This window comes from Chondrinema litorale (genome assembly GCF_026250525.1).
Classification (GTDB): Bacteria; Bacteroidota; Bacteroidia; order Cytophagales; family Flammeovirgaceae; genus Chondrinema; species Chondrinema litorale.
Genome location: NZ_CP111044.1, coordinates 1 through 26,498, shown reverse-complemented (window position 1 = coordinate 26,498; position 26,498 = coordinate 1). Strand labels below are relative to the sequence as shown.

Sequence of the window (26,498 nt, the reverse complement as noted above, 5' to 3'; positions counted from 1 at the left end):
AAAATTTTTGCTACTCATTGCTTCAATCTCTATTTTTCGATTTATGGAAGAAGTTATTGAACAAAGGAGGACTTTCAACAAGATTCAGATTGGTGCTTGGTTGCTTTTCTTTGTTTTTCAGCTCACATTTTATTGGGCAGAATATCAGCAGTTTTATGCAGCGTTCATCTTTTCGGTTTTCAATGTGTTTTTTTATGCTTCTTTCATTTACCTATGTTATTTGTACTTAATCCCTACTTTTCAGAATCGAAAAAATCGTGGATTGATAATAGCTTTGGGCAGCATTTCTATTTTAGTATTTACCTATTTGTGGACCTACTCTACATATGAGCTGTATAATTATTTGTATCCAAATAGAGAGGAATTTACAATAAAATGGTATAACTATTTATATAGATTTATAACTGTAATGTCTTTGTTAGCTTTTAGTATTTTGTTGAGGTACACTCAAAGTTATTTTCATTTACTTGGCAAAAGTAAGATGGAAAAACTAAAGCAAACCGAAGCTGAACTAGACAGGTTAAAGTTTCATATTCAACCGCATTTTCTATTTAATACCCTCAACAATATTTACTATGTAACCGAAAGTGAATCACCTAAAGCAGCAGAAATGCTGAGTAAACTTTCTGACATGATGCGCTATTTTATTGAAGAAAGTAAAAAACAAAAAGTGATCATTGCTACGGAAATCAATTTTATCAATAACTACATAAATCTCGAAAATATCAGAATGAGGTTTCTGGTACAAGTTCAAAAAAAAATTGAAGTAGACGAGTTGATTTTAGTGCCACCTATGCTGCTAATCCCTTTTATTGAAAATGTATTTAAGCATGGCATTCAAAAGAATGAAACACATAATGTGGTCGATATTTCGATAAAAGCAGATGAGAGCTACCTATTTTATACAGTGACAAATAGTCTAAAATCACCCTTACAGAATAGCAATGAACGTGGTTTTGGATTGAGAAATTTAAAAGCTAGATTATCATTGCTTTATGATAAAGATTATGAAATGAGTACTACATCAACAGATTCTTATTTTACTGCAATGCTTAAAATTCCAATAAGATGAAACTCAAATGTCTGATTGTTGACGATGAACCAAATGCGGTATTACTATTGGAGTCTTACATTAAAAGATTGCCTTATTTAAGCTTGCAAAAAAGTTGTTACAATGGCATTGAAGTGCTCGATTTTTTAAAGAATAATGCTGTCGATCTTATCTTACTTGATATTAATATGCCCATGTTAAATGGGATGGATTTATCTTCCACCATTTCAGATCAAGTTGGTATTATATTTACAACCGCTTATTCTGAATATGCAGTAGAAAGTTATGAGAGAAATGCGATTGATTACCTTTTAAAACCCATCACATTTGTTCGGTTTCAAAAAGCATTATCTTTACTCAATACCGAAAAGCCGCAGATTAATCAAACTACATCAGAAAGCGTTGACTGGCTTTATATTAAATCTGGAACAGAGTTCATCCGTATCGAGTTTGATGATATTTTATTTGTAAAAGGGGAAAGAGAATACATTAGCATTCATACAATTTCAAAAAAGCACTTGATCTACAAAAGAATGAAAGAGATAGAAAATCAATTACCATCAAACTTTTGTAGAGTTCACCAATCCTTTATTGTAAACTTGACTAAAATCGACAAAGTGATTCAGAATAATATCACTATTGGCAAAGCTCATATTCCGATCAGTCAGTCTTATAAAGCGGCTTTTCTTAAGCGGATAGAGAAGTATTTGTTATGATTGATTTCGGAATTTATGGATATGATGCTCTAATCTTTCTTACATTTTTATTCATCAAATGCCTTACTAGTTTTCTGAATACAAACTTCTTTATAGGATTAAGCTGTTGACCATGTTTTTGGTAAAACTCATCTGGGCTATTAAATAATCCAAAGTCTTGGTTTATGCCTTTATCTTGAATAAATGTGTTATTGAAATTCCAATCGATAGCTGGTTTTTCAAAATTATCAGTGTAAGCTCCGTAACCACAAAAAGTGGTTTTACAGTTGGCAAATTTCTTTTGCAATGCATTTAAATAGGCTTTATCCAGAATTATGCCTTCTAAAAAATACCATTGCTCATTTATGTAAACTTCAACCCAACTATGCAGAATATTTTTGGGAGAAAGTTGATACCAAATGCCTGTAATTGCGCCTTTTTGTAATGCTTTATCGATAGTAAAACCGTGAATTCTGTTAGGTATGTTTACAGCACGCAGCAAAGCCATTAGCAAAACCGATTTTGTATTACATTGTCCATAACCGTTTTGTAAAACCTGTGCAGCACTAATATTGTCATCTATATTATAGCCAAATTGTATTTCGTCTCTTACAAAATTGTAAATAGCTTTTAATCTGTCTTCCTCTTTCAACATAAGCCAATTTCTATCAGAAATCAACTTTTGAATAGCTGGATTTGAATAGTTTAGTAGCTTTGTTTCTTTTAGGTATTCTTGCATCTTTTATAAGTTTTTATCAATGCAAAAATCAATAGTTGTGTTAAGCTAAACTTGAACAAACTGGCTAAGTTTTAAAAACTCTCTTGGCGAAAAGCCAAAACTTTCTTTGAATGTGCGACTAAAATGAGCACTATCTGCAAAGCCGCAATTATGTGCAATTGTAGTGAGTGGTTGAGTTTTTAGTTTTGGCAAAGCATTCATTAATTTCACCCACAGTTGAGCTCGTCTATAAGTTTGTCCGGTAACTTCTCTAAACAAGTGTTGAAATCTATCAGTAGAAAGATGGCAGAGTTCAGCAATTTCTGTGAGGGGTACAACTCTTTCAGAATTCTGGTTTAAGTAATCAATTGCCTTCTCGATTCGCTCATCTCCAGAATGGATATAGTCTTCGCAATGGCAATCGTATTTTTGAATTTGACTGTTTAATTGATCGATAAACTCTTCTTTTTTTATTTTGCTGGCTAGATATTTAGAGACGAGTAATTTCAAGTCTATTACCATTTGACTGTTAATTTCCAATAGTTCGTTGGATGAATATCGATGCCAAAAATGCCCGATGGAAGATGTTGGGTTTATAAGTATAAGCAAGTGATTGCCCTTACATGATAATTGGTGAGCAACATTTGGCTGAATTAAAAGGGTTTTGTTAGTTTCAATATTGAATTTGGTTAGACTTAATCGGATAGGTTCTTCTATGGCAATACTCAATTGTATAGCATAATGTTTATGAAGTTGATTGTCTGCGAATGATCCTAGAAACCAACCATAGTTTTTATTAATATGGGCAATGTTTGTTGGTTGCATGGTAAGATTTAATGATGTGTTAATCTCTTTAATAATTAAAATTTTAATCTATTCGATTGTTTTGTAGATTCAATATTAATTAAAATTACCTACTGTGTCTGGTCTTATAAACTTAAAATTTGGCAAAATTTAAAATTCTTTAATTATTGAAAAAAACGCAATTCACTAAATCAAAGTCACTAGATAAAAAAGTATTTAAACTTATTTTTGATAAGTTTTTTAATGCGCTTTGTGCTTTTGCCTATAAATATCTGAATGAAGTTGCCACAGCTGAAGATTTGGTACAAGAAGCATTTGTTAATTTTTGGGAGAAGGGAGAAAACTTTGAAAACGAAAGTGCCATTAAAGCATTTTTATACACGTCGGTAAGGAACAAATGTCTCAACTATTTAAAGCATCAAACAGTAAAACAAAAGCACGAACAAAACCTCATTTACGAGCTAGAATCTGATCAATTTTTTACCCAACATATTATTGAAGAAGAGGTATTTAATCAACTCTATCAAGAAATTGCTCAACTACCAAAAGCTGCTCAACAGATTATGATGTTAGCCCTCAAAGGTTTAAAGAATAAAGAAATAGCCGAAGAACTAAGTATCTCTGAAAATACAGTAAAGACACAAAAAAAGATCGCTTACAGTAAGCTAAAGCAAAAACTATCGCCTCCTTTAAATGCCATTTTACTGACTTTGTGATTTTTTATTAAAAATTCAAAGGGATTTTACTTGCTGAAAATCAGTAGTTTATGGCTTGTGTTTTTGTGGTATTTATTTTTTGGCCTAAAATGTTTAAAATTCTTTTCACCCGGTTTTAGGTTTTGGTTGTTTTAGGTTTGTATTTAAAATAACTGGATGGAACAGCAATTTTACATAGCAGAATTAATCAGTAAGAGAATTAGAAATTCAATTTCTCAGAAAGAAGAAACTGAGTTACAAAATTGGATTAACGAGTCTACGGAAAATGCTGAATTATTCCAGAAAATAATTAGCAACGAACAGCTGCTATCTAAACTAGAAATCTATCAATTATTCGATCAACAAAAAAGTTGGGAATTGATGGAGGAGAAGCTGTTTAAAACTAAAACTGTTCAATTACAATCTCAAAAATATTGGCGATACGCTGCAGCGATTTTGTTACCATTATTTTTAGCAGTTGGTGTTATGTATTTTTATTTGAACTCGACAGAAGAAGATGCTTTGAGCAGAATTGATAAAGTGGTTAAACCAGGTTCACAGAAGGCAACGCTAATTTTAGAAGATGGAACTGATGTCGATTTACAAGGTGAAACACCACAAGAAAATATTAAACAAAGAGCAACTGAAATTATCAATTATAACAATGTACTTACTTATTCTATAGATACTTCTTTACAAGATTCAAGTGCGACTCCGAAAAGTAAAATTGAATTGGTTTTTAATCAGTTGATAACTCCAGTAGGAGGTGGTTATCAGTTAACTTTGGCAGACGGTACAGAAGTTTGGCTCAATGCAGCTTCGTCTTTAAAATACCCAATTGCTTTTACTGATAGTACTAGAGAAGTGTTTTTAGAAGGGGAAGGATACTTTAAAGTGGCTCACAATGGCAAACCATTTATTGTGAATGGTAATAGTGTGAATATCGGGGTGTTAGGAACAACTTTTAATGTTTCTAATTACGAAGAAGAGCCACTAGCAACAGCAACCTTGGTAGAAGGTAGTATTCAATTAAATACATCTAAAAAACAAAAAATCTTGCAACCGAATGACCATGCTGTTTTCACAAAGAAAAATTCAGATTTAGTTGTTAATCAGGTCAATACGAGTGTGTATACCTCTTGGGTAGATGGAAAAATAGAATTTGCAAACGAAGATTTAGAAACCGTAATGCGGAAGCTTGCCCGCTGGTATAACTTTGAATATTCCTTTGAAAATGAACAAGCCAAGCAATTTCATTTTACTGGTAGGATAAACAATACAGCTCAGATTTCATCTATTTTGAAAATGCTGGAAATGACTACCAAAGTGAAATTTGAATTAGAAGAAGAAACGATCGTGATTTTATAATATAATAGCTTAGCTAATCCCATTTTATTCAATTATTTAGAAAAAAGATTTACATCTTTATTAAAATCAAAAAATGAAAAAGATCAGTTTGATTGCTCTTTTTTTGTGCCTGTCTATATATTCGGCCGCGCAAAATGTTACTTTCAACATACAGCTCGAAAAAGCTACTTTAGAAACAATTATCAATGAATTAAGAAATCAATCAGACATTAATTTTATATACAACCATGAAGAATTAAGTGAGTATACTCCCAAAGATATTTCTCTGAGCAATGCTTCTTTGGAAGAAATACTTGATGAGAGTTTGAAAGACACCAATCTCACATATAAAAAGGTAGATGAAACAATTGTAATCACCCCAAAAGAGCCGGATGATTCAGCTTCCATCAATCAAAATAAATATACCCAAACCATTCGAGGAACTTTAAAAGATGTAGATACTCACACACCACTTATCGGAGCAACCATTCGGATATTAGAAACCGATCCGATAGTGGGTTCAGTTACCAATGAGAAAGGGGAATTTAAATTAAGCAATATTCCAATTGGTAGGGTGAGCTTGTATATTACATACATTGGTTATAAGCCGATTACAATGCCAAATGTATTGGTGAACTCTGGTAAAGAAGTGATGCTAGATTTATATCTGCAAGAATCTACTTTGGAAATGGAAACGCTTGATGTAACGGCAACAGGTATTAAAGGGCAGGCTTTAGACGAAATGTCTGTGGTGAGTGCCAGATCGATTTCACCTGAAGAAACTAACCGATATCCCGGTGGTTTTAACGATCCATCCAGAATCATGTCGAATTTTACTGGTGTTACCAGCTCACAAGATGGTAATAATGATATTATTGTAAGAGGAAATTCACCCAAATACATGCAATGGAGATTGGAGGGAGTTCAGATTACCAACCCAAACCATTTTGCCGATCAAAATGCAGTTGGAGGATTAATTAGTGCATTGAATAACAATATGTTAGCTACATCAGATTTTTATGGGGGTGCATTTTCTTCTGAATATGGCGATGTGCTTTCTGGTATTTATGATGTAAAGTTTAGGCAAGGAAACAACGAACAGTTTGAAGCAGTAGCCGGTATTGGCACAATGGGAACAGATTTTACTGTACAAGGTCCATTAAGTAAAAATTACAATGGTTCTTATCTGGTAAACTATAGGTATTCAACTTTGGCAATTGCCAGTGAATTGGGTTTAACTGATGTACAGGGAATCCCAAATTATCAAGATGCATCTTATAAGATTGTACTTCCCACAAAAAAGGCTGGAACATTTTCGTTATTTGGTTTAGGTGGCATTAGTAAGTTTTCGATTGAAGATGTAACTCCAATAGATTGGAATACTCCCGGCGATAATGCCATGCGCAGCAATATTAGAGAAGATTACGACAAGAAAGCGCATTTGCTAAATACAGGGATTAACCACACCATCAATATTACGCCAAACAGTTATTTAAAATCAACTTTGTTTTATTCTAATGAAGGGATTGACGATGATATTTACGAATTAGAGCTCTACGAACCTTTAATTGATACAGATAATTCTGAAGAAGATTCTGTGTTGAGTAGCAAATTGAATTTTACTAATAGAATGAGAAAAAGTGTTTATCGTGCAGCAGTTACTTATCATCATAAAATTAGTGCAAAACATAAAATCCAGATTGGGACAAAGTATGCTTTGTTTGATTACGATTATTACCAAAGCCAACTCAATGAGGACGAGGCAGCCAGAGTCACTTTAATGGATTTTGATGAACGAGTAAGTACACTTAGAAACTTTGTGAGTTGGAGATACAATGTGAATGATAACTTATCAATTGTAACCGGAGTACATAATATGAATGTGCTTTATAACAACAAAAGTACGCTCGAACCTAGATTCTCTGTAAGCTGGAATTATTCTTCTAATAGTGCACTCTCATTTGGCTATGGCCTTCATAGCAATATGGAAAGTATACACAATTATTTTGCTAAGGTTGAGCTTAAAGATGGTACCATCACCGAACCGAATAAAGATTTAGATCTTTTAAAAACGCATCATTTTGTACTTGGTTATGAAAAATATTTCTCTGAAAATATCAGGGTGAAGGCAGAAGTTTACTATCAGCATTTGTACAATTTGCCGGTAGAAAACAGTGATTCGAGTTATTATTCAACCATAAACGAAGGGCAAGATTTTAGATATGTAGATTTAGTGAATGATGGAAAAGGTCGCAATTATGGAGTTGAGTTTACCATTGAGCGATTTTTTGCCAACAACTATTATTTCTTAGTCAATACTTCGGTTTATCAGTCACTTTACACAGCTAAAGATGGCATTGAGCGAAATACAAGATATAATAATAATTACATGATCAACATGATTGGTGGTAAAGAGTATCAGGGTTGGGGAAAAAAGCATAACCAGACTTTTGGGATAAACGCTAAGCTTTTTATTGGTGGCGGGCAAAAAATTATTCCACTATTAAGAGATGAAAACGGAAATTTAGCAGTAGACCCAGAAAACAATAAATATTGGGATTACAGCAAAGCTTACGAAAGCAAACTCGATGATTTTTATTATTTAATTCTATCTGTTAACTACAAATGGAACAAGCCAAAAGCTACTCATGAACTCACGCTGGTATTGGATAATATAACAGATTCAAAAGGCAAAATCTCTGAATATTATGATGAGTCGGAGCCAAATTCCATTGGTTATACCACTAAAGGTGGCTTTTATCCGAACTTGATGTACAGAATATATTTTTAATAAATTTTGTACAAGAAAAGCTTAAAACACTTCGAAAGGAGTGTTTTTTGTTTTAAATAAGAACCAAAAATAGGATAATTTATAGCTTGTTTTCTACAATTTGCAAAGTAGCTTTGTTTTATGATGATAGATGACTTTAAAGTAAATATTGCTGAAACAGAAATTGCTGATTTAAAAGAATGCATAAAAAAAACACGCTGGCCAGATGAGTTAAAAAACTCCCAATGGACTTATGGGACTAATCTATCTTATTTAAAAGAATTGGCTGAGTACTGGCAAAGCGAATTTGATTGGAGGAAAACTGAAGAAAAGATTAATGCTTACCCAAATTTTATTGCTGAGATTGATGGTTGTAAGATTCATTTTATCCATGTAAAAAGTGAAAGAGAAAATGCAATTCCGATATTAATTACGCATGGTTGGCCGGGTTCATTTCTTGAGATGTTCAAAGTAATTGATTGCTTAAAAAACTCAGAAGAGTTGGCGTTTGATATTATTGTGCCTTCAATTATTGGCTTTGGGTTTTCAGAGAAAATAACTACTCATGGTGTCGATTATGGTTTTGTTGCAGACTTGTGGCATAAACTTATACTTCAGCTTGGCTACAAAAACTATAGCATACAAGGTGGAGATATTGGAGCAGGTATCAGCATTAGGTTGGCTCAACAACATCCTGAAAGCATAATTGCTTTGCATCTAAATTACATTTCAGATTCGTATCAACCTTATTTGGTAGAAGGAGAGAAGCTAAGTGATGAAGAATTAGCTTATAAAAGTTTTGCTGAAAAGTGGAATGCGACTGAAGGAGCTTATGGTATGATTCAGAGTACAAAGCCACTCTCACTTGCTTATGGATTAAATGATTCACCAATTGGACTTTGTGCTTGGATAATCGAAAAGTTTAATAGTTGGAGTGATAATGACGGTTACATTGAAAATTGCTTTACCAAAGATGAATTGCTTAGCAATGTTTCTTTGTATTGGTTTACCCAAACGATTCATTCTTCAATGCGAATGTACCATGCCATTAGCCAAAATCCTATGGTATTTGGACCGCATGATTTTGTGAAAAGTTCGGTGGGGTTTGCCAATTTCCCGAAAGAAATTCCAACCCCACCAAGATCTTATATAGAAAAAGGGCTCAACCTTATTCAATGGACAAATATGCCCAAAGGAGGGCATTTTGCTGCTTTAGAACAACCTGAGTTGCTTGCCACAGATATCATCTCTTTGTTAGAGAAAGTAATTTAGAATGTTAAACTTCTAAAACTCTTACTTTTTTCTTCTTCAATTTTACATTGTTTACTTTAGGCAAAAGAGACTTGATTGTCGCAGTTCTCACAGAAACAAATGCACAATCGTTTTTCAATTCTATTAAACCCAAATCATCTTTGGTAAGATTACCTTGCTTAAAGAAAAGTCCAGCTACATCACCTTTAGATATTTTATCCTTTCTACCACCAGAAATAAACAAAGTACTCCATTTAGAAGGTTTGGGTAATTGAGTGCCTGTAAGTTCTTCTGTAGGAATATCTCCAATAAACTCTGGAAGGTCTTCCTTTTCATATTGAATTACATAAGCTGTACCTTCGTTGTTCATTCGAGCAGTTCTACCATTTCTATGGGTAAACTCTTCACTTTTAATTGGAAGATGATAGTGAATGATAAACTTTAGTTCTGGTACATCAATACCTCTTGCAGCTAAATCGGTGGCTAGCAAAATTTTATAAGTACCGTTTCTAAATTTTATTAGTGCTCTTTCTCTTTCGGTTTGCTCAATTCCTCCATAAAATATACCATGAGAAATGTTATTATCTGACAAATAATCGCTTACTCGCTGAATAGAGTCTTTAAAATTGCAAAAGACAATTCCATTTTGATCGCCGATATGAGCAATTAAATCTAGCAAGGTTTCGAGCTTGTCTTTTTTAGGAGAAAGCACTTTTTTAATTTGGAGTTGGCTCACCTTTTCATGCAGGTAATCTACAAGTGCAGGCTCATGTATGCCAACAAACTCAGGTATCTCCACACCTTGCGTAGCTGATGTCAAAATCTTTTTCTCCACCTTAGGAAGTAGTTCGAGAATTTCTTTCATCTCGTCTTCGAAACCTACTTCCAATGATTTATCAAACTCATCTAAGACCAAAGTTTTAATATCTCTAGTACGGAACGTCTTTCTTCTTAAATGATCTGCTACTCTACCAGGAGTGCCAATTAAAACAGCTGGTCGGTGTTTAATTTCTATTTTGTCTTTAGAACTATTACGGCCTCCATACACTGCATTTACTTTAAAGCCAGTTCCCATCTCACGCATTACTTGCTCTATCTGGATAGCCAATTCTCTTGATGGTACAATTACCACCATTTGAATCTGATCGCTTTCGTTGTCTAACTCGTTGATCAATGGAAGCAAAAAAGCCAATGTCTTACCTGTACCGGTAGGAGAAAGAATCATCACTTCAAAGCAAGATTCTATGGCTAATTGTGCCTCCAATTGCATATTATTCAACTTCTCTATACCCAGTTTAGAGAGTATTGCTTTCTGGCTCTTAATTGGTTTAGACATCTTATTAATTACTTAGTTCTAATTCTTTTTCTTTTCCTGTTGCCTGCACCAGAATTATTGGTTTTGTTCCTGTTGTTAAAGTTACCGTTGCTTGGTTTCTTCTTTGCTTTTTTAGGCTGTGAATTTTGATTCCTATTCTGGCCTTGCTTTATAGGTTCTGTCGATGCATTTGGATCAGGCTCAAAACCTTCTACTATATTAATCGGAAATTTAATTCCAATTAGCTTTTCAATATCTTTTAAGTAAGCGGTTTCATCAGCACTTACCAAACTAATTGCCTCTCCACTTGCTCCAGCACGCCCTGTTCTACCAATTCTATGTACGTAATCTTCAGCCACATTAGGAAGCTCAAAATTTATAACATGCGGTAGTAAAGGTATATCTAAGCCACGTGCAGCAATGTCTGTAGCAACTAAAACACTAATACTTCCATCTTTAAAACCTGCTAAGGCTTTTGTACGCGCACCTTGACTTTTGTTGCCATGTATAGCAGCAGATTTAATTCTATTTTTACCCAGTTTTTCACAAAGTCTATTGGCACCATGCTTTGTTCTGGTAAATACCAAAACTTGTGTCCAGTTTCCTTCAGAAATTAATTTGATAATTAACCCTGTTTTTTTGGTCTTTGCTACACGATATATTTTTTGCGAAATTGATTCAACTGTGGTATTTTCTGGCGTTACCTCAACTTGCACTGGTTGATTTAAAATGCCATTGGCTAATTTTTTAATCGGTTTAGAAAATGTAGCTGAAAACATAAGACCTTGTCTTCTTTCAGGCATCACTTTCATAATACGCTCAATATCGCGTAAAAAGCCCATGTCTAACATTCTGTCGGCTTCATCTAAAACTAAAATTCTAACATGTTTTAGTGAAACTAGATTCTGATTGTGCAAGTCCAATAAACGACCGGGTGTCGCTACCAAAATGTCTACACCTCTATTAATAGCATTTACCTGCGGATTTTGGTTTACTCCACCATAAATTACTGCCGAGCGCAAGTCTAAGAATTCACTATATTCCTTTACATTAGTAAAAACCTGAGCAGCTAACTCTCTTGTAGGTGTTAAAATTAAACCTCTAATTGGCCTAAACTTTCTATTTGCTTTATCAGATAATCTTTGTAGAAGTGGCAAAGTAAAACCAGCAGTTTTTCCGGTTCCTGTTTGAGCAGACGCTAATACGTCTTTGCCTTCTAATATAGCTGGTATAGCTTGTTCCTGAATAGGACTTGGTGTTGTGTATCCTTTTTTGCTAATAGCTTTTAGCAAGGCTTCGGACAAGCCTAATTTTTCAAATGACATAAATTATAGTATTTATGAGATAAACACTATAATGCTAGGTTACCTCTTTATTAAACATGTAAAGGTAGCATTAATAAATTAGTTTGTGTTTTTTATTAAGAATTCATTGAATATAGTTTTAAAAAGAATAGCTGAATTGAACTTTTTAATTAGAAAGGAACTATTAAAAATTGGAGATTTAAGCTAAAAATGCAGATTTAAAATTTGCTTATTTTTTTAAGTTTCAACTAGTATTAGTATTCAAATCTTTAAATAACTTTGCTAGTTAATTAATTCAATTGTTTAATTATTTTGCTTTTATAAACTCGTAGATGGAAAAAGAGCCTAAAGATGAAGGTCCGAAGTTGACACAGGAACAGATTGATCAGTGTATTACTATATTGGAGACATTAAATGCTGATACCAATCAGATTTTTGAAATTCCGGAAGATAAAAGACTAGCACTTATTATGGCTGCGGGATTGCTGTCTAGACCAAGTAGGGAAGAGTTTTTAAGAAGAAAGAAAGATGCGAAGAAGGCAGCAAAAAGAAAAATAGTTGAAAAAGATAGACATGCGCGAAAAAATACGGGCATTAGAAGTGCTAGAGAAGCTTTGGTTTTTACTGCACCAAAAATGATTTCTCTTACTGGCGATACTGGTATTGATTTAGAGTCGCCTCGTAACTGCTATGTTTGTAAAAGTGTATATACCAAATTACATCATTTCTACGATGCTATGTGTCCGGAATGTGGAGACTTTAATTATGCCAAGCGTTTCCAAACTGCAGATCTAACGGATCAAGTGGCTTTGGTTACAGGCTCTCGATTAAAGATCGGTTATCACATTACATTAATGCTACTAAGAGCAGGTGCGACTGTAATTGCAACTACTCGTTTTCCGGTTGATTCAGCTTTAAGATATTCAAAAGAGTCTGATTATAACCTTTGGAAAGACCGTTTAAAAATTCACGGTTTAGATTTAAGACATATACCGAGTGTTGAGATTTTTTGCAATTTTATCGAACAGCAATATGATAGACTCGATATATTGATAAACAATGCTGCGCAAACAGTTCGTAGACCATCGGGCTTTTATCAGCATTTAATAGAAAATGAAGAATTACCATTTGCAGATTTGTCTAAAGATGCTCAAAATTTATTGTCAGACCATAAATTCTGTTTGGATGAGCTCAATACTTTGAGTGCAGGTTTTGCCAGTGGGCAAGCGAAAAATTTACCAGTGAGCTGGCATGGTAAGCAGTTAGGTATTGGTATGAGTGCATCGGCTAAATTATCGCAAATTCCTTACAGTATAGATAATTCTCTTACAGCAGAAGAGGTTTTTCCTCAAGGTAAGCTTGATGCAGATTTACAACAAGTTGATTTAAGAAAAACCAATAGCTGGCGATTAAAATTGGGAGAAATTCATACCAACGAAATGCTCGAAGTACAATTGGTTAACTCTGTTGCACCTTTTGTACTTTGTAACAGATTGGTGAATATTATGAAAAAGGAAAATACAGGCATGAAACATATCATCAACGTTTCGGCTATGGAAGGAAAATTCCACCGTTTTCATAAAGAAGATCGTCACCCACATACCAACATGGCTAAGGCTGCTCTTAACATGATGACGCATACATCTTCCACTGATTTTGCCAAATATGGTATTTACATGAATGCCGTAGATACTGGTTGGGTTACAGATGAAGATCCGATAGAATTGGCTAAAAGAAAACAAGAGATTCACGATTTCCAACCTCCATTAGACATTGTAGATGGTGCTGCCCGAGTACTCGATCCATTAATTGATGGAATAAATACAGGCAAACACTGGTGCGGCAAGTTCTTAAAAGATTACCGACCAATTGATTGGTAATCTTTGCTTAGTGAATATGTTTAATAATGGCATAATATTGATTTATTATTTTGTTTAAGTATTAAATAAAGGAATAATATACTAATATTGTCAATTGCGTATCTAATTAAATTAGATTTCTTATCTTTCAGTAAGTAATATGAAAAGATTGATAAGTATATCTAATATGATGAATTTTTACTGGCAACTAATTACTAAGAGAAGGTTTCTTTTTTTGAACTTGATAATTTTAGTAATTAGTTGCTCACCTAAAAAAGAAGATAAAGCAGAAAATCAATTATTATCTCAAAATTGCCAAAGCTGCCATCTTTTACCCGATCCTAAACATCTTATAAAAAACACTTGGGAGTTTGATGTTTTACCTAAAATGGCAGCTAGAGTTGGACTCCAATCTGGCAAAGCCAATGAGATAACCACTCTAAAAGAAATGGCATTGTTTCCTGATACTACTGCCATGTCATTAGAAGAATGGCAAGAACTTAAAAACTTTGTTCTTGCTGCGTCACCGTCACTTCCATTTACCGGTAAAAGTCTATTAAATATTAAACCGCAATTAAATGATTTTGAGGTTGTTGAAGCTAACTTACCAAATACACAACCATTTATTACTTTAACTCATTTTGATACATTAACCCACAAGTTTTATTTTGGGAATGCATCTAGTAAATCTGTTCATGTTTTTGATATAGAAGAAGGAATTAAGGAAAGCATTAAACTAACAGGTTCACCTTCTTATTTGTCAATTACTGAAAACGGCTATTTTGTATTAACAATGGGAGAGGTGATGCCTCACAACAAAAAGATTGGTACTTTAACTTATGTATCGAAGAATGAAAGTGGTGGCTTTGATGAACCTGAAATTTTGCTTGATGATTTGCAGAGACCAGTTCATGCCTCACTTGGTGATTTAGATGCTGATGGAAAAGAAGATATTGTAATTTCAGCCTTTGGAAATTATAAAGGAGAATTGGCTTGGTATAGTAATGTGTTATCAGATGAGCGAGAAAAACATGTACTTCGATCGTTGCCCGGCGCTATAAAAACTGTGCTTTCAGATTTTAATCACGATGGCCTCACAGACATTTTAGCATTAATGGCACAGGGAGATGAAGGCTTCTATTTGTATTTAAATCAAGGAAATGGAAAGTTTGTTGAGAAGATTTTGATGCGTTTTCCGCCAACTTATGGCTCAACTTATTTTGATTGGATAGACTTTGATGGTGATGGTTTGGAGGATATTATTTATGTAAATGGCGATAATGGTGATTATATGCCGATTGTAAAAAACTTCCACGGAATCAGATTATACCTGAACAAAGGAAATATGGATTTTGAAGAAGCTTTATTTATAGAGCATCATGGTGTATTTAAGGCAAAAGCAGAAGATTTCGATATGGATGGAGATTTAGATTTAGCAGCTATCTCTTATTTCCCAGATTACGAAGGCAGGCCAGCAGAGAGTTTTGTCTATTATGAAAATAAAGGCTACTATCAGTTTGAAGCATCTACTTTTGAAAACCAACCTACTGGCAAATGGCTTACCATGGAAACTGGCGACCTAGATGGAGACGGAGACAAAGATATTCTTCTAGGTTCAGCCATGTTTATGGTAGCCGATGCTCCAAAAAAGATCATGAATAATTGGCGAAGACATCCAGTTCCTTTAATGATTTTGAAAAATACATTGAAAGATAAAGTCCAGTAAATCAGTTTACTTTTTTATTGGTTTGGTTTTCAAGAACTAATATGTAATTACTGCTGCTTCTCCATTGATTTAAAGTTTCGCGATCGATGCCTTCATTGGTTAAAGTGAAAGAGCCAATAATTACATCGGTGTCACCGTCAAGGTCAAAATCGCCACTATCCATTACCATCCATCTACCTTGGTCAGCTCCATCAATTTCATGAGATGCAAATTGGAAGTTTCCTTGATTTTCTAGAAATACGATACTTTGTTTTAAACCATTTTTTGGGTCTGGAAAAAATGAAATAGCCACCATATCCATATCTCCATCTAAATCAAAATCGTTTGATCTCACTTTTGAAGCTCCGAACATAGGGAAGAAGTATTTTTCTTCAAATTGATTCTTTCCATCATTCAAAAATATTCTAATGCCATGGTATGGTTTTAAAGTAACACTGTGGTCACCATTATCCCCATTTGAGATTACGATGTCTTTATAACCGTCGCCATTAAAATCGGTTAATTCAAAATCGTTGCAACCGTATAATGGATGAAATCTTAAAACTCTGTCTTCGGTAAAATTGCCATTTTCATTATAAAAAATACTTACTCCTTCGTCTCCTTGTGCAAAAAGAGTGATAATATCTAGCTGCCCATCTTTATTTAAATCGTCGATATAAGAGCGAGTAGCACCCGGAGATTTTTTGAGTAAATGTGGTTCAAATTTGCCTTGAGTAGTTTTTTTGTACCATGTTAAATTGCCCAAGTAATTTCCAAAGTTGCAGATGACCAAATCTTCTAAACCATCATTATCTAAATCTGCATTAGCAAATTGAACTGGTCTTGGTAAGTCTTTAAAAATAAGTTGTGGGATGTTATAATCTACCGTATCTAATTGTGCTATGGCGCCTGTTAAACGGTCGTTGGGGTAGAGCTCTCCAATACTCAATGCTAATAATTGGCCTTTATCATCAAAATTTACATCTACCAATGGCACTGGAAAACTCGTGTAGTTATCAATTTTTAAATTTTTATCTAGTTGTAAAAGATTACCTTTCAAATCTCCCAAATAGAATTTTTGATCGGCATTGAATTTCACCATAGAAATAAATGGTGAGCCAGCTAAATTAATTTTCGGAAAATAGGATTTAAAAGTTTGTTGCTCCTTCGAATAAGTTTGAGTCGGAATTTCAAGTGAATCTGGGGCATTTTCGAAATAAAAATCCTGAATTTTTTCCCAAGTAGAATCTGGTATTAGCTGATTTGTAGGGAAAATCCCTTCACTTAAAATTCTTGTCGACTCATCTAGTTTTAACTTGTTAATTACATCGATGTTTGGCGATTTTATACCCAGTCTCAGCCCCATATGGGGTAACACATTAATCCATTGTTCTTTAGACAGCAGGGCTGGTTCCGGGTACAAATGGCAACTGCCACATTGTAGTTTTACAATCGACTCAACAGTTAATTCTTTTTGTTTTTCATGAATTTTTTCACCACAAGCCACTAAAAACAAAAAACTAATAAGTATTAAAGTTTTATTCATTTTCACTCAATATCAATAGTTCTGGATTCACCATTATATGAAAACAAAACTACTTTTTCAACTTCTGGTTCAATACTTATTTTTCTTGTTGATTGTGATAAAAATCCTGATCCATATTGAATCTCTTTTTGCTCTTTTTTACCATTAGAATAAGTAAGCTCAGCTTTATATTCTAGTGGTGCAACTTCTATATTTTTTGCATTCTGCTTGGCAGAAGCATAAACCTCAATTTTACCTCTGTTTTGTGTTGCCAGATATATTTCTTGCTCATTGGCTAATACCAATTTACTTAAAGCTTTAGCATCTCCTTCTACCATAAACCCAGATTCTGTAACCGACATTGGTTTGAATTGACCATTGCCATCTCCAAGTAGTACTAAGCCAATTAAAGCATCGTATTGTCCCATATTTACCTCATTGCCATAGTCGTTACCCACAAGTGCGACATCTAAATTAGAATCTCCATTAAAATCTCCTATATTCATTCCATTTACCGGAGCAATTTGAGCTTCTAATGGAAGGGGAGATATTTTGAAGTTTCCATTACCCAGATTTTCCACATAGCTGCTTTTTAGGTGATCTACAGATAAAATTGTTGCACCTTGCAACTCTTGTGGAGAGAGTAAATTATTCATTTTAGTAGTGCCGTATTCTTTGTAAGAAGCAAACCTTTTTCTAAAAATCGGACTTTGCTTACTCAACTGTTGCCAAGCCTGTACAGGATAAGATTGCAAGCTTCCATCTTCAGACTTTAAGAAGCAAGACATAATTGCATCTACATCGCCATTATCATCAAAATCTTTGGCAAATATTTGAAGTGGAGTTTCTGGAGATGCACAGTAGAAATTATTGATGCCGATGTTTCCAACGATATAATCGCTATCTCCATCTTTATCAAAATCGCCAGCAATAATGCTATTCCAAAGTCCAGAACTTTCGAGCCCAGTAGTACTTGCTTTAGCTAATTTTCCATTCTGATTTTCAAAAACAGTGATGGACATAAACTCACCAACTACTATTAAATCTACATCATTGTCGTTATCGTAATCGCTCCAAATAGCATCGGTTACCATGCCGATATTCGATAATCCTTCACTTATTTGGCTAGTGGCATCTTTAAACTCACCATTGCCTTGATTCTCCAAAATAGTGCTATTTGGTGCAAGTGGATAAGCTTTTACTTTTACTCTTCCACCCACGAAAAGGTCAATATCTCCATCGCCATCATAATCTGCACCACGTACACAACTTGAGCTATTTGCAAGCGCAGGTAAAGCAATTTCATTCAATTTTAAATTACCGCTGCCATCGTTAAAATATAAGCGGTCTTTCATAGAAGCACTACCTTCCATGTTTTCGAATCCGCCACTAGAAACATACAAATCGTTATCACCATCTGCATCTGCATCGAATATGAGAACACCCATATCTTCTTCTTGTTTCTCTGTATTTTTCTCACCTTTTCTTTGCGTAAACTTTCCGTTTTTTTGTTGGAAAAAGATACTTCCTTCTACACCTTTAGAGCCACCTACATAAAAATCGTCCATGCCATCTCCGTTTAAATCGCCTACCGCCAAAGAAGGTCCATATTGCGAAAATTTATGTGGTATGCTTTGCTGCATGTTATAGTCTATGAAATCTTCTTCTTGATGTACAAAGTTTACAGCGACTTCATTATTTATGTGTTTGAACAAAGTTGATTTTTCAGTTGCTTTCTGTTCATTTACCGCTTTTGCTTCTGCTTGAGAAAGATTCAAAACCTGATCTGCATTTACATCTTTTAGTATCGTTACTTTTTTATCTGGCCAAATAACTTTTACTTCTTCTATTTTTGCAGATTGGCCTAAACCAAAGTGGATAATATCTTCCACTGTAGATACATAACCTCTGTAAATATTCTGCTCATGATACTGCTTTTTACCACCGTCATATTGGATAATTACTTTGGTGCCTAGAGCAGAAGCATTATTTCTATTTCCCTTTAACTTGATTCGGAGATAGTGAGAATCTCTTTTTTCGCCTTTATAAAGGGTGTTTTCATAGATAAAAGCAGGATCGTTGATGTTGTTTACGATGTAATCTAAGTCGCCATCATTATCAAGGTCGGCATAAGCGGCTCCATTTGAGAAAGATGGTTGTGTAAAGCCCCAATTACTAGAATTGTCTTCGAATGTTAAATCGCCATTATTACGGAATACGTAGTTTGGAATTTTAACAGAAGGAATTTGCTTCAATAAGTCTTCGGTAGAAACAAAGCCTGAAGTTTCCATTCTAAAGTTGATAAAATCCAAGTCTGTAATATCTTTAGGATAGCCGTTAGTAATAGCTAAATCTTTGTATCCATCATTGTCAAAATCTACAAAAAGTGGAGACCAGCTCCATTCAGTTTGGTGTATGCCAGCAACTTGTCCGATCTCACTAAACTTCATGTTCCCGTTGTTCAGTTGCAACATATTGCGCACATATTGATGCGTATAACCATACTTATAGTCGTTTATATACACGATATAACCATTGGGAATCATCACTGTTTTTTTCCTTAGGTTTTTCTCAGGAAGCATATCGAGCGTGATAATATCCACATTGCCATCGTTGTTGATGTCGGCTACATCATTCCCCATAGAGAAGCGAGACTGATGTTTAATGGCACTGTCAATTTTCTCAGAGAATTTACCATTGTTGTTGAGGTACATCAAATCATTAGTAATAAAATCATTACCAATGTATAAGTCTACATTGCCGTCTTGGTCAAAATCTGAGGTGGCGATTCCCAAACCAAAACCTTCACTTACGATACCTGCTTCTGTAGAAACTTCTGTAAATGTGCCATCGCCATTATTTCTATATAATTGATCGGTAATGGGAGAGGAGCCATCATTTACTTTCGATTTATATACTGATGGAATGCCTTCTATTTTTGCGTTAGTGAGTACTAGTACATCTAAATCACCGTCTTGATCATAATCAAAAAATGCAGCGTGTGTACTATAGCTATCTATGGCTAAGCCAAAATCTTTTGCTTTATCTTCGAAAGTGGGGATTCCGTCTTCGTTAATCCCTTGGTTTATAAATAACATGTTTGTACGTTCTTCCGGATCGGCTGAAATAGAAGCGCATACATAAATATCCATTAATCCATCTGAATTGATATCGACAACTGAAGAACCATAACTCCACTTACCAAGTGCTCCAATACCGGTTTCATCAGTAACATCTTTAAATTGTAAATCTCCTTTGTTGAGATATAGTCTATTTTCCACCATATTTCCTGTAAAGAAAATATCGGTGAGACCATCGTTATTAAAATCTGCAACAGAGACTCCACCACCATTGTAGAGATAATAAATATCTAGAATGTTGAACTGTTTGTTTTCTACAATTTTATTTTGAAAAGTGACACCAGTATATGATGGATCTAATAGTTCTAGCAGTTTTTCGTCTTTTTTCTGGCAACTCAAAAGAACAATTAGACTTAAAATTACTGTAAAGTTTTTATTCATATAAGTTTTGTTAGTCAATATTTTGATAGATAAAAGCAAAGACTGCCATTAAAGGCAGTCTTTAGCTTTTATAATATTAGTTTTTTAGAATCCAGCGTTTTGGGTAATATTTTGCACCCCATCTACTGTACCATTTGCAATTACTGTTTGTGGTATTGGCGCATATAAGTCTCTTTCGTTGAAAACTGCACCTGCTAAGTGAGGTCTTTTTACCGATTCAGTTTCGTAATAAGTATTCATATATGCGATCATATCGAAGGCTAATGCACTGCTACCAGAATTTAAATGCCATCTTACAAGGTCGAAGAATCTGTGACCTTCCATTGCCAATTCAATCTTACGCTCGAAACGTATAGCTTGTAAAGCTGCGGTTTGAGATGCAAAAGTTGGATACATACCTATAGAATAATTAGCAGCTAGGTCACCATTTTCATCTGTAACCCAACCAGCAGAATCTGACATTCTTTCTCTAACTCTATTTACTAATGTGGTTGCGTCTGCTAGTTTGCCCAATTCAGCTTTAACCTCAGCAGCCATTAGTATTACATCAGAAAATCTGATTATGTGTACGTTTTTAGCCTGAGAAGTAAAACCCCAGTCAATTACACCTGCTAATTGAGCATCAAACTCTGCAATTGTAGGCACTGTTTTTACAGGGTTATAAGGACCTCCATTGGTTACTTGTCTTACCCAGCTAACATCTGAACCTACACCTGGGTTAACACCCCAATCCAAATAAGGAATACCTCTTCTACCAATTGTCCAGTCTATTCTAGGGTCTAGTAAGCTTTCATCTGGTGTGAAAGCATCAGCAGCTGTTAAACCTTCATCTGTAATTAGGTCTGTATCATTAAAAGTATCTATTAAAGGTAGGCCGTCGGCATCAACTTTATAACTATTTGCTAAGTTTTGAGATGGTTGGAAGAAACCACAGCAGTTAGTTGGAACTGGTCCGTGAGGTTGGTTCAATGTCCATCCATAGTTACCATTACTAATAGAACCATCACCAAAAGATGCTTCGTAACCAAATAATGATTCATTGTTTTCATTTTCAAAATCTGCTCTAAAGTTATGGTGGAAGTTATCCATCAATGCTAGAGCATCACCTGAAGCAGTAGTACCATTATTAATCACATCATCTAAAATAGCTTCTGCAGCAGACCAATCTGCTTGGAAAATATGAACTTTAGCTAAGAAAGCACCAGCGGCATATTTATTAATTCTACCTGGGTTTGGCATTGTACCTGAAAGGTTATCGTAAGCATATTGGAAATCTGCTTCAATTTGATCCCAGATTAATGCTTCTCCAATGGCAGGATTTTTTACTTCTGCAAAAGGAGTTTCTATCCCAACTGTTTCATCAACATATGGCACTCTTCCAAAAACTTTTACTCCTTCGAAGTGATAATGTCCTCTTAATGCACGTGCTTCTGCTAAAATTCTAACAGCTTGTTCATCTGTTAAATCAGCAGCAAGAGGAATATTTCTAATTGTAGCATTTGCTTTGCCGATACCATCATAAATAGCGCCCCATTTGTTGTTAAGTTCGCCGTTACTTGGTAAAACTTCAGATCTTTCCATATCATTTAGTAATACACCATCACTAGGTTCAGAACCTTTGTAGGCGATTTCAGAACGAACGCCACCCCAAACCCAGTTTGATGCACCTCCTTGTTGGTTAAATTGGTTATTATCCCAACTCTCGAACCAAGTGCCATCTAACGCTGAATAGGTTGCAATTAACATACCCTCTACACCTGCTGCATTTTGTAGCGCAGGCTCAGAGTAAGAACCCGGAGGTGATACTTCTAAAAATTCATCACTACAAGAGAATGGCAATAGCAATATTACTGATAAGCCAATCAATATTTTTATATAATTCTTCATATTATAGTTACGATTTAATAGATTTTATAATGAGAAATTTAAACCGATTAAGTATTGTGCGATAGATGGAAATGCACCTCGGTCAACTCCCATAGTTAAGTCATCTCCACCTTGGATATTGATATCAGGATCAGAACCTGAGTAATTGGTTATGGTAAAGAAGTTTTGTGCTTGCACATAAACTCTTGCACTACCAAGACCAAGTTTAGATAATAAAGCAGGATTGAATGTATAACCTAACTGAGCAGTTCTACCTCTTAAGAACGAACCATCTTCAACATAGAAAGTGTTAGAAGTAGTACGAGTAAAAGGAGTATAACCACTTTCAGCACCTGGTGCTAAACGAGGGTGAGTAGCTCCACTATTGTCTTGACCAGGTCTCCAATCTTGATTAACAACTCGCTCAGATACTGCACCTACGAAAACTCTCATATCGGTAAAGTAACTCACATTGTTGAATAGGTCATTACCTTGGTTCCACACTAAGAATATATTGAAATCGAAGTTTTTATATTTCAAATCCAAGTTTAAACTAGTTACGAAATCTGGGTGAGGGTTACCTAAGAATGTTTGATCATCATTATTAATCTTACCATCACCATTTTGATCTACATATTTCCAGCTACCAACTACAGCACCATCTTGTTCTAAAGCATCAATCTCTTCTTGAGTATCAAAGAAACGATCGTTAGGATCAATTTCCCAACCCCAGAAAGAAGCGATAGGGTTACCCGCTTTAGTTCTCACGATGTCTGAGATTCTATCTCCACCTCTTGAAATGAATGTTTCAGGGTTGCCATCAATATTGGTAACCTCATTTACATAGCGAGAGAAAATTAAAGTTGCATCATAAGAAAAGTTTCCAATTTGGTTTCTGTTGGTTAATGAAATATCAAAACCTTTATTTACCATTTGTCCTAGGTTGATATATGGTTGTGCAACCTGAGGTTCTGTTGGTGCTGCTACTTTTTGTACTAACAAGTCATTCGTGTTATTTTGATACCAATCGACAGTTAAGTCAATTACACCATCAAATAGTGTCGCATCAAAACCAATATTGGTTGTTTCAGAATATTCCCACTGAGTTGTTAAACTTCCTGTACGAGAAGGTCTATAACCAACTGTTGCAGAATTGTTTGTTCTGTTGATATCATAAAATGAACTACCAACATTAGCATTATAGAGGGTAAACTGATTGTTCGGGTCAACGTTGTTTATACTACCCATTTGTCCCCAACCACCACGGATTTTTAAGTCTTCAATCCAAGAAATAGTTTGCATAAAACTTTCTTCTGAGATTCTCCAACCAACACCAAATGCAGGGAAAGTACCATATCTTACATCTTCGTATAATTTAGAAGTTTCATCTCTACGAATTGTAGCATTGAAAAGGTATTTATCAGCAAAGATATAATCAACACGACCAAATACGGAATACAAAGATTCTCTAATGGCTTGATTATCATAAGCATTTGGTGTAGAGAATTGATCTGTATTTAAGTTGATAAAATTAGGGTCTTCAAAATCGTAAGTATTTGTTGAGACTCCAATACCTCTAGCATTTCTGTTAATCGCTTCGGTACCTGCTAATAGTTTTACCTGGTGTTTTGCGCCAAAGTTTTTAGTGTAATTGGCTGTATTGGTCCAAGTCCAAGTGAGGTTACTATTATTATTAACGCCATAAGCAGTTAAACCACGGTTTTCAGAGTTTTCATAAGATTTAAAGGCGTAATCTTCATTATAGGCATTGTTAAAATCGATACCGAATGAAGACCTAACTTTTAAATTTTTTATTGGCGAAATTTCAGCAAACATATTACCGAATATTCTCCAAGTTTGCCTTGTATCGTATTGTTCTCTAGTGAGTACTGCTACAGGGTTAGATGCGTTACCAGATTCACCCACTGAGTTACCTGCAAAACCGCCTCCAATATCATATACAGGAATGTAAGGCACATAACGGTAAGCCCAGCCCCAAGGACCGCCTTCACCTCTCGTTCTGCTACCATTACTTTCTTCATTAATAATCTGTAAGTTTTCACCTAAGCTAAACCATTTGTTTGGTTTAAATGAAGAGTTTACCCTTGCTGAATATCTTGTGTAATCTGTGTATTTGTGTGTTCCTTCTTGATTGAAGTAGTTAAAACTAACTGCATAATTGGCAGATGCATTACCACCAGTAGCAGAAATTTGATGACTTTGGATTAAGCCACTTTGCAATATTTCATCGAACCAGTTTGTACCATCACTAGTTTTTAAGATTTGATAAGGTGCACCATAATCTGAAATATCGTACAAGCTTGGATCAGCTCTTGAGTCATTTGCCGATACACCACCTTTGAAACCAGGGCTAGAAACGATGTATTCTGGAATTGAAGCTGAACTCATTTGTCCAAAAACTGGATGCACAAAAGTTGAAGGTTGAGACCTCTGTAAATAATCGAGATACTGCTCTGTGTTTATCACATCTAAATAGCTTCTCTCGGGCACTTTAGTAGTACCTACATAACCATTGTAAGAGATGTCAATCTTGCCTTCTGAACCTCTTTTAGTTGTGATAATGATTACACCCTGTGCTGCACGAGCTCCATAGATAGAAGCAGCAGTTGCATCTTTCAATACTTGGATGGACTCAATATCATTCGGGTTAATAGTAGCGGGATCTTGTGTTGGTACACCGTCGATTACATAAAGAGGATTACTTTGACCAAATGAAGTAAAACCTCTAATCCTTACTTTTGCACCTTCACCAGGAGCTCCGTCACCAGATATTGTAACACCTGCTGCGCGTCCTTGAAGTTGTTGTGCAATGTTAGCAGACGGTGTAGAAAGTGCATTTTTTGCATCCACAACGCCAACAGATCCAATAATATCAGCTTTTCTTTCAGATGTATACCCTGTTACGATAACCTCTTCAAGCTGTTCAACATCGGGTTCTAAGGCAATATCTAATACAGAGCTGTTGCCAACTTGTACTTCTTGACCTACGAAACCAATAAAACTGTAGCGTAAAACTTGGTCAGAGTTTGCTTCAATTTGGTATTTGCCATCGATGTTAGTAATTGTACCTGTAGAAGTGCCGACAATCAATACACTTACACCAGGTAGAGGTTGTCCGTCTTCCGAAGAAGTCACAACACCGCTTATGCTGCGCTGAAGAGGTGTTTGTACGTTGCTGAAGGTTGGTGTTTTGGTAGAAGAAAATACCAATTTCTCTTTGCTTTGTGCATTCAAAGAGAAACAACTAGCCAAAAAGACTAGAATAAATACACCCCTCCCATAATCGAAGTAATTTTTCATCATCATATTTAATTAAGAGTTATATTAAGGGAATTTTAAAATAATGGTATAGGTCGTTTAGCCCTATACTTTTTTAGCATAGAATTTTTAATAAAGCATCATGTATTAAGAGTATAGCTTAGCTACTCTTACTCACTTAAGTTTGATTAAAAAGGTTAAAAATATATGTATTAAGAAGGGTATGACAGAGTAATGAATCAATAATCATTTTCATATTTAATAATATTTGATGGTAATTTTAATGCCTCTTATTGTAAGGTTGTGATAGTATTTATTGAAACTCTGGTTGTGAAGATATCCTGTTTTTAGGACTATAAGATAAAGATAGTAAAAATATTAGTTATTATAAAAGTATTCCTGCACCTAATATAAAGCCTTATTTTAGAAAAAATCAACTTTTTTTAATAAATATTATAGAAATTTATACACCGCAGAATTGCACTATCTTAATTTTATAAAATTAATTTAAATTTAATTCTCCTCTTACACTTTGTTTTAAATAAAATTTATCAAATAAATTCTAGATAAAATACCAATAATCTAAGGTTTTCAATAAGTTTATTTATTAAACTATGCTTATTGATAATTTTAATATATTACAGAATTTATATTTTGGCAACTTAAATAATACCAAAAATTAAGTGGTGCTAATTCTCGGAATTAAAAAGTACATTCAATATCTTTAACAAAGTCGAAGCCTAGTCTGGCTCATTGTTGACCAATTTTTCCATTCTAAAAAATTCTTTCATTA

The 26,498-nt window shown here is 34.6% G+C and carries 16 protein-coding genes; 8 read left to right on the top strand and 8 right to left on the bottom strand.

The features are described 5' to 3' along the window. The first annotated feature begins 43 nt into the window (after positions 1-43). Positions 44-1,072, top strand: coding sequence for a sensor histidine kinase (locus OQ292_RS20485; protein WP_284686295.1), 1,029 nt, complete (start codon positions 44-46; stop codon positions 1,070-1,072). Next, positions 1,069-1,767 (top strand): LytR/AlgR family response regulator transcription factor, encoded by a 699-nt coding sequence (locus tag OQ292_RS20480; RefSeq protein WP_284686294.1) that lies wholly within the window; start codon positions 1,069-1,071, stop codon positions 1,765-1,767. Before OQ292_RS20485 ends, OQ292_RS20480 begins: the two co-directional genes overlap by 4 nt. A gap of 13 nt (positions 1,768-1,780) precedes the next feature. Here the strand turns inward: OQ292_RS20480 and OQ292_RS20475 are convergent, their stop codons facing one another. Both OQ292_RS20475 and OQ292_RS20470 read right to left on the bottom strand, forming a co-directional pair. Beyond that, positions 1,781-2,485, bottom strand: coding sequence for a transglutaminase-like domain-containing protein (locus OQ292_RS20475; protein WP_284686293.1), 705 nt, complete (start codon positions 2,483-2,485; stop codon positions 1,781-1,783). A 45-nt stretch (positions 2,486-2,530) separates the two neighbouring features. Next, entirely contained in the window at positions 2,531-3,289 is a 759-nt protein-coding gene (locus tag OQ292_RS20470; RefSeq protein WP_284686292.1) for a helix-turn-helix transcriptional regulator, read from the bottom strand. Between the two features lie 146 nt (positions 3,290-3,435). On the opposite strand from OQ292_RS20470, the gene OQ292_RS20465 reads away from it, so the two are divergent. The 4 genes from OQ292_RS20465 to OQ292_RS20450 all read left to right on the top strand — a co-directional run bounded on the left by OQ292_RS20465 (position 3,436) and on the right by OQ292_RS20450 (position 9,352). Next, entirely contained in the window at positions 3,436-3,984 is a 549-nt protein-coding gene (locus OQ292_RS20465; protein ID WP_284686291.1) for an RNA polymerase sigma-70 factor, read from the top strand. Positions 3,985-4,140: 156 nt separating this feature from the next. Beyond that, the gene (locus OQ292_RS20460; RefSeq protein ID WP_284686290.1) at positions 4,141-5,331 is read left to right on the top strand and encodes a FecR family protein; all 1,191 of its coding nucleotides are present in this window, start codon (positions 4,141-4,143) and stop codon (positions 5,329-5,331) included. Positions 5,332-5,404: 73 nt separating this feature from the next. Further along, entirely contained in the window at positions 5,405-8,101 is a 2,697-nt protein-coding gene (locus OQ292_RS20455; RefSeq protein ID WP_284686289.1) for a carboxypeptidase-like regulatory domain-containing protein, read from the top strand. A gap of 120 nt (positions 8,102-8,221) precedes the next feature. Further along, a complete protein-coding gene (locus OQ292_RS20450) occupies positions 8,222-9,352 on the top strand; it encodes an epoxide hydrolase family protein (protein WP_284686288.1) in 1,131 nt (376 codons plus the stop codon). Between the two features lie 4 nt (positions 9,353-9,356). Here the strand turns inward: OQ292_RS20450 and OQ292_RS20445 are convergent, their stop codons facing one another. Both OQ292_RS20445 and OQ292_RS20440 read right to left on the bottom strand, forming a co-directional pair. Beyond that, positions 9,357-10,667: a DEAD/DEAH box helicase gene (locus OQ292_RS20445; protein ID WP_284686287.1), complete on the bottom strand. Its 1,311-nt coding sequence runs from the start codon at positions 10,665-10,667 to the stop codon at positions 9,357-9,359. A gap of 8 nt (positions 10,668-10,675) precedes the next feature. After that, complete coding sequence (locus OQ292_RS20440) at positions 10,676-11,971, bottom strand: DEAD/DEAH box helicase (protein WP_284686286.1); 1,296 nt, start codon at positions 11,969-11,971, stop codon at positions 10,676-10,678. A gap of 311 nt (positions 11,972-12,282) precedes the next feature. Here OQ292_RS20440 and OQ292_RS20435 point away from each other — a divergent pair, with 311 nt between their 5' ends. Beyond that, positions 12,283-13,830: an SDR family NAD(P)-dependent oxidoreductase gene (locus OQ292_RS20435; RefSeq protein WP_284686285.1), complete on the top strand. Its 1,548-nt coding sequence runs from the start codon at positions 12,283-12,285 to the stop codon at positions 13,828-13,830. 166 nt (positions 13,831-13,996) lie between these two features. Further along, positions 13,997-15,535, top strand: a complete 1,539-nt coding sequence (locus OQ292_RS20430; RefSeq protein ID WP_284686284.1) for an FG-GAP repeat domain-containing protein — start codon at positions 13,997-13,999, stop codon at positions 15,533-15,535. Between the two features lies 1 nt (position 15,536). Here the strand turns inward: OQ292_RS20430 and OQ292_RS20425 are convergent, their stop codons facing one another. The 4 genes from OQ292_RS20425 to OQ292_RS20410 form a co-directional block, all read right to left on the bottom strand. Beyond that, entirely contained in the window at positions 15,537-17,060 is a 1,524-nt protein-coding gene (locus tag OQ292_RS20425; RefSeq protein ID WP_284686283.1) for an FG-GAP repeat domain-containing protein, read from the bottom strand. Positions 17,061-17,062: 2 nt separating this feature from the next. After that, the gene (locus OQ292_RS20420) at positions 17,063-20,560 is read right to left on the bottom strand and encodes a VCBS repeat-containing protein (RefSeq protein WP_284686282.1); all 3,498 of its coding nucleotides are present in this window, start codon (positions 20,558-20,560) and stop codon (positions 17,063-17,065) included. 84 nt (positions 20,561-20,644) lie between these two features. After that, positions 20,645-22,447: a RagB/SusD family nutrient uptake outer membrane protein gene (locus OQ292_RS20415; RefSeq protein WP_284686281.1), complete on the bottom strand. Its 1,803-nt coding sequence runs from the start codon at positions 22,445-22,447 to the stop codon at positions 20,645-20,647. A 24-nt stretch (positions 22,448-22,471) separates the two neighbouring features. After that, the gene (locus OQ292_RS20410; RefSeq protein ID WP_284686280.1) at positions 22,472-25,753 is read right to left on the bottom strand and encodes a SusC/RagA family TonB-linked outer membrane protein; all 3,282 of its coding nucleotides are present in this window, start codon (positions 25,751-25,753) and stop codon (positions 22,472-22,474) included. Positions 25,754-26,498: the final 745 nt, after the last annotated feature.

Bases quoted from the DNA above. Each gene is read 5' to 3' on its own strand.
- OQ292_RS20445 (WP_284686287.1), bottom strand. From the start codon at position 10,667: ATGTCTAAACCAATTAAGAGCCAGAAAGCAATACTCTCTAAACTGGGT.
- OQ292_RS20455 (WP_284686289.1), top strand. From the start codon at position 5,405: ATGAAAAAGATCAGTTTGATTGCTCTTTTTTTGTGCCTGTCTATATAT.
- OQ292_RS20480 (WP_284686294.1), top strand. From the start codon at position 1,069: ATGAAACTCAAATGTCTGATTGTTGACGATGAACCAAATGCGGTATTA.
- OQ292_RS20470 (WP_284686292.1), bottom strand. From the start codon at position 3,289: ATGCAACCAACAAACATTGCCCATATTAATAAAAACTATGGTTGGTTT.
- OQ292_RS20435 (WP_284686285.1), top strand. From the start codon at position 12,283: ATGGAAAAAGAGCCTAAAGATGAAGGTCCGAAGTTGACACAGGAACAG.
- OQ292_RS20460 (WP_284686290.1), top strand. From the start codon at position 4,141: ATGGAACAGCAATTTTACATAGCAGAATTAATCAGTAAGAGAATTAGA.
- OQ292_RS20430 (WP_284686284.1), top strand. From the start codon at position 13,997: ATGATGAATTTTTACTGGCAACTAATTACTAAGAGAAGGTTTCTTTTT.
- OQ292_RS20410 (WP_284686280.1), bottom strand. From the start codon at position 25,753: ATGATGATGAAAAATTACTTCGATTATGGGAGGGGTGTATTTATTCTA.
- OQ292_RS20415 (WP_284686281.1), bottom strand. From the start codon at position 22,447: ATGAAGAATTATATAAAAATATTGATTGGCTTATCAGTAATATTGCTA.
- OQ292_RS20440 (WP_284686286.1), bottom strand. From the start codon at position 11,971: ATGTCATTTGAAAAATTAGGCTTGTCCGAAGCCTTGCTAAAAGCTATT.
- OQ292_RS20475 (WP_284686293.1), bottom strand. From the start codon at position 2,485: ATGCAAGAATACCTAAAAGAAACAAAGCTACTAAACTATTCAAATCCA.
- OQ292_RS20485 (WP_284686295.1), top strand. From the start codon at position 44: ATGGAAGAAGTTATTGAACAAAGGAGGACTTTCAACAAGATTCAGATT.
- OQ292_RS20425 (WP_284686283.1), bottom strand. From the start codon at position 17,060: ATGAATAAAACTTTAATACTTATTAGTTTTTTGTTTTTAGTGGCTTGT.
- OQ292_RS20420 (WP_284686282.1), bottom strand. From the start codon at position 20,560: ATGAATAAAAACTTTACAGTAATTTTAAGTCTAATTGTTCTTTTGAGT.
- OQ292_RS20450 (WP_284686288.1), top strand. From the start codon at position 8,222: ATGATGATAGATGACTTTAAAGTAAATATTGCTGAAACAGAAATTGCT.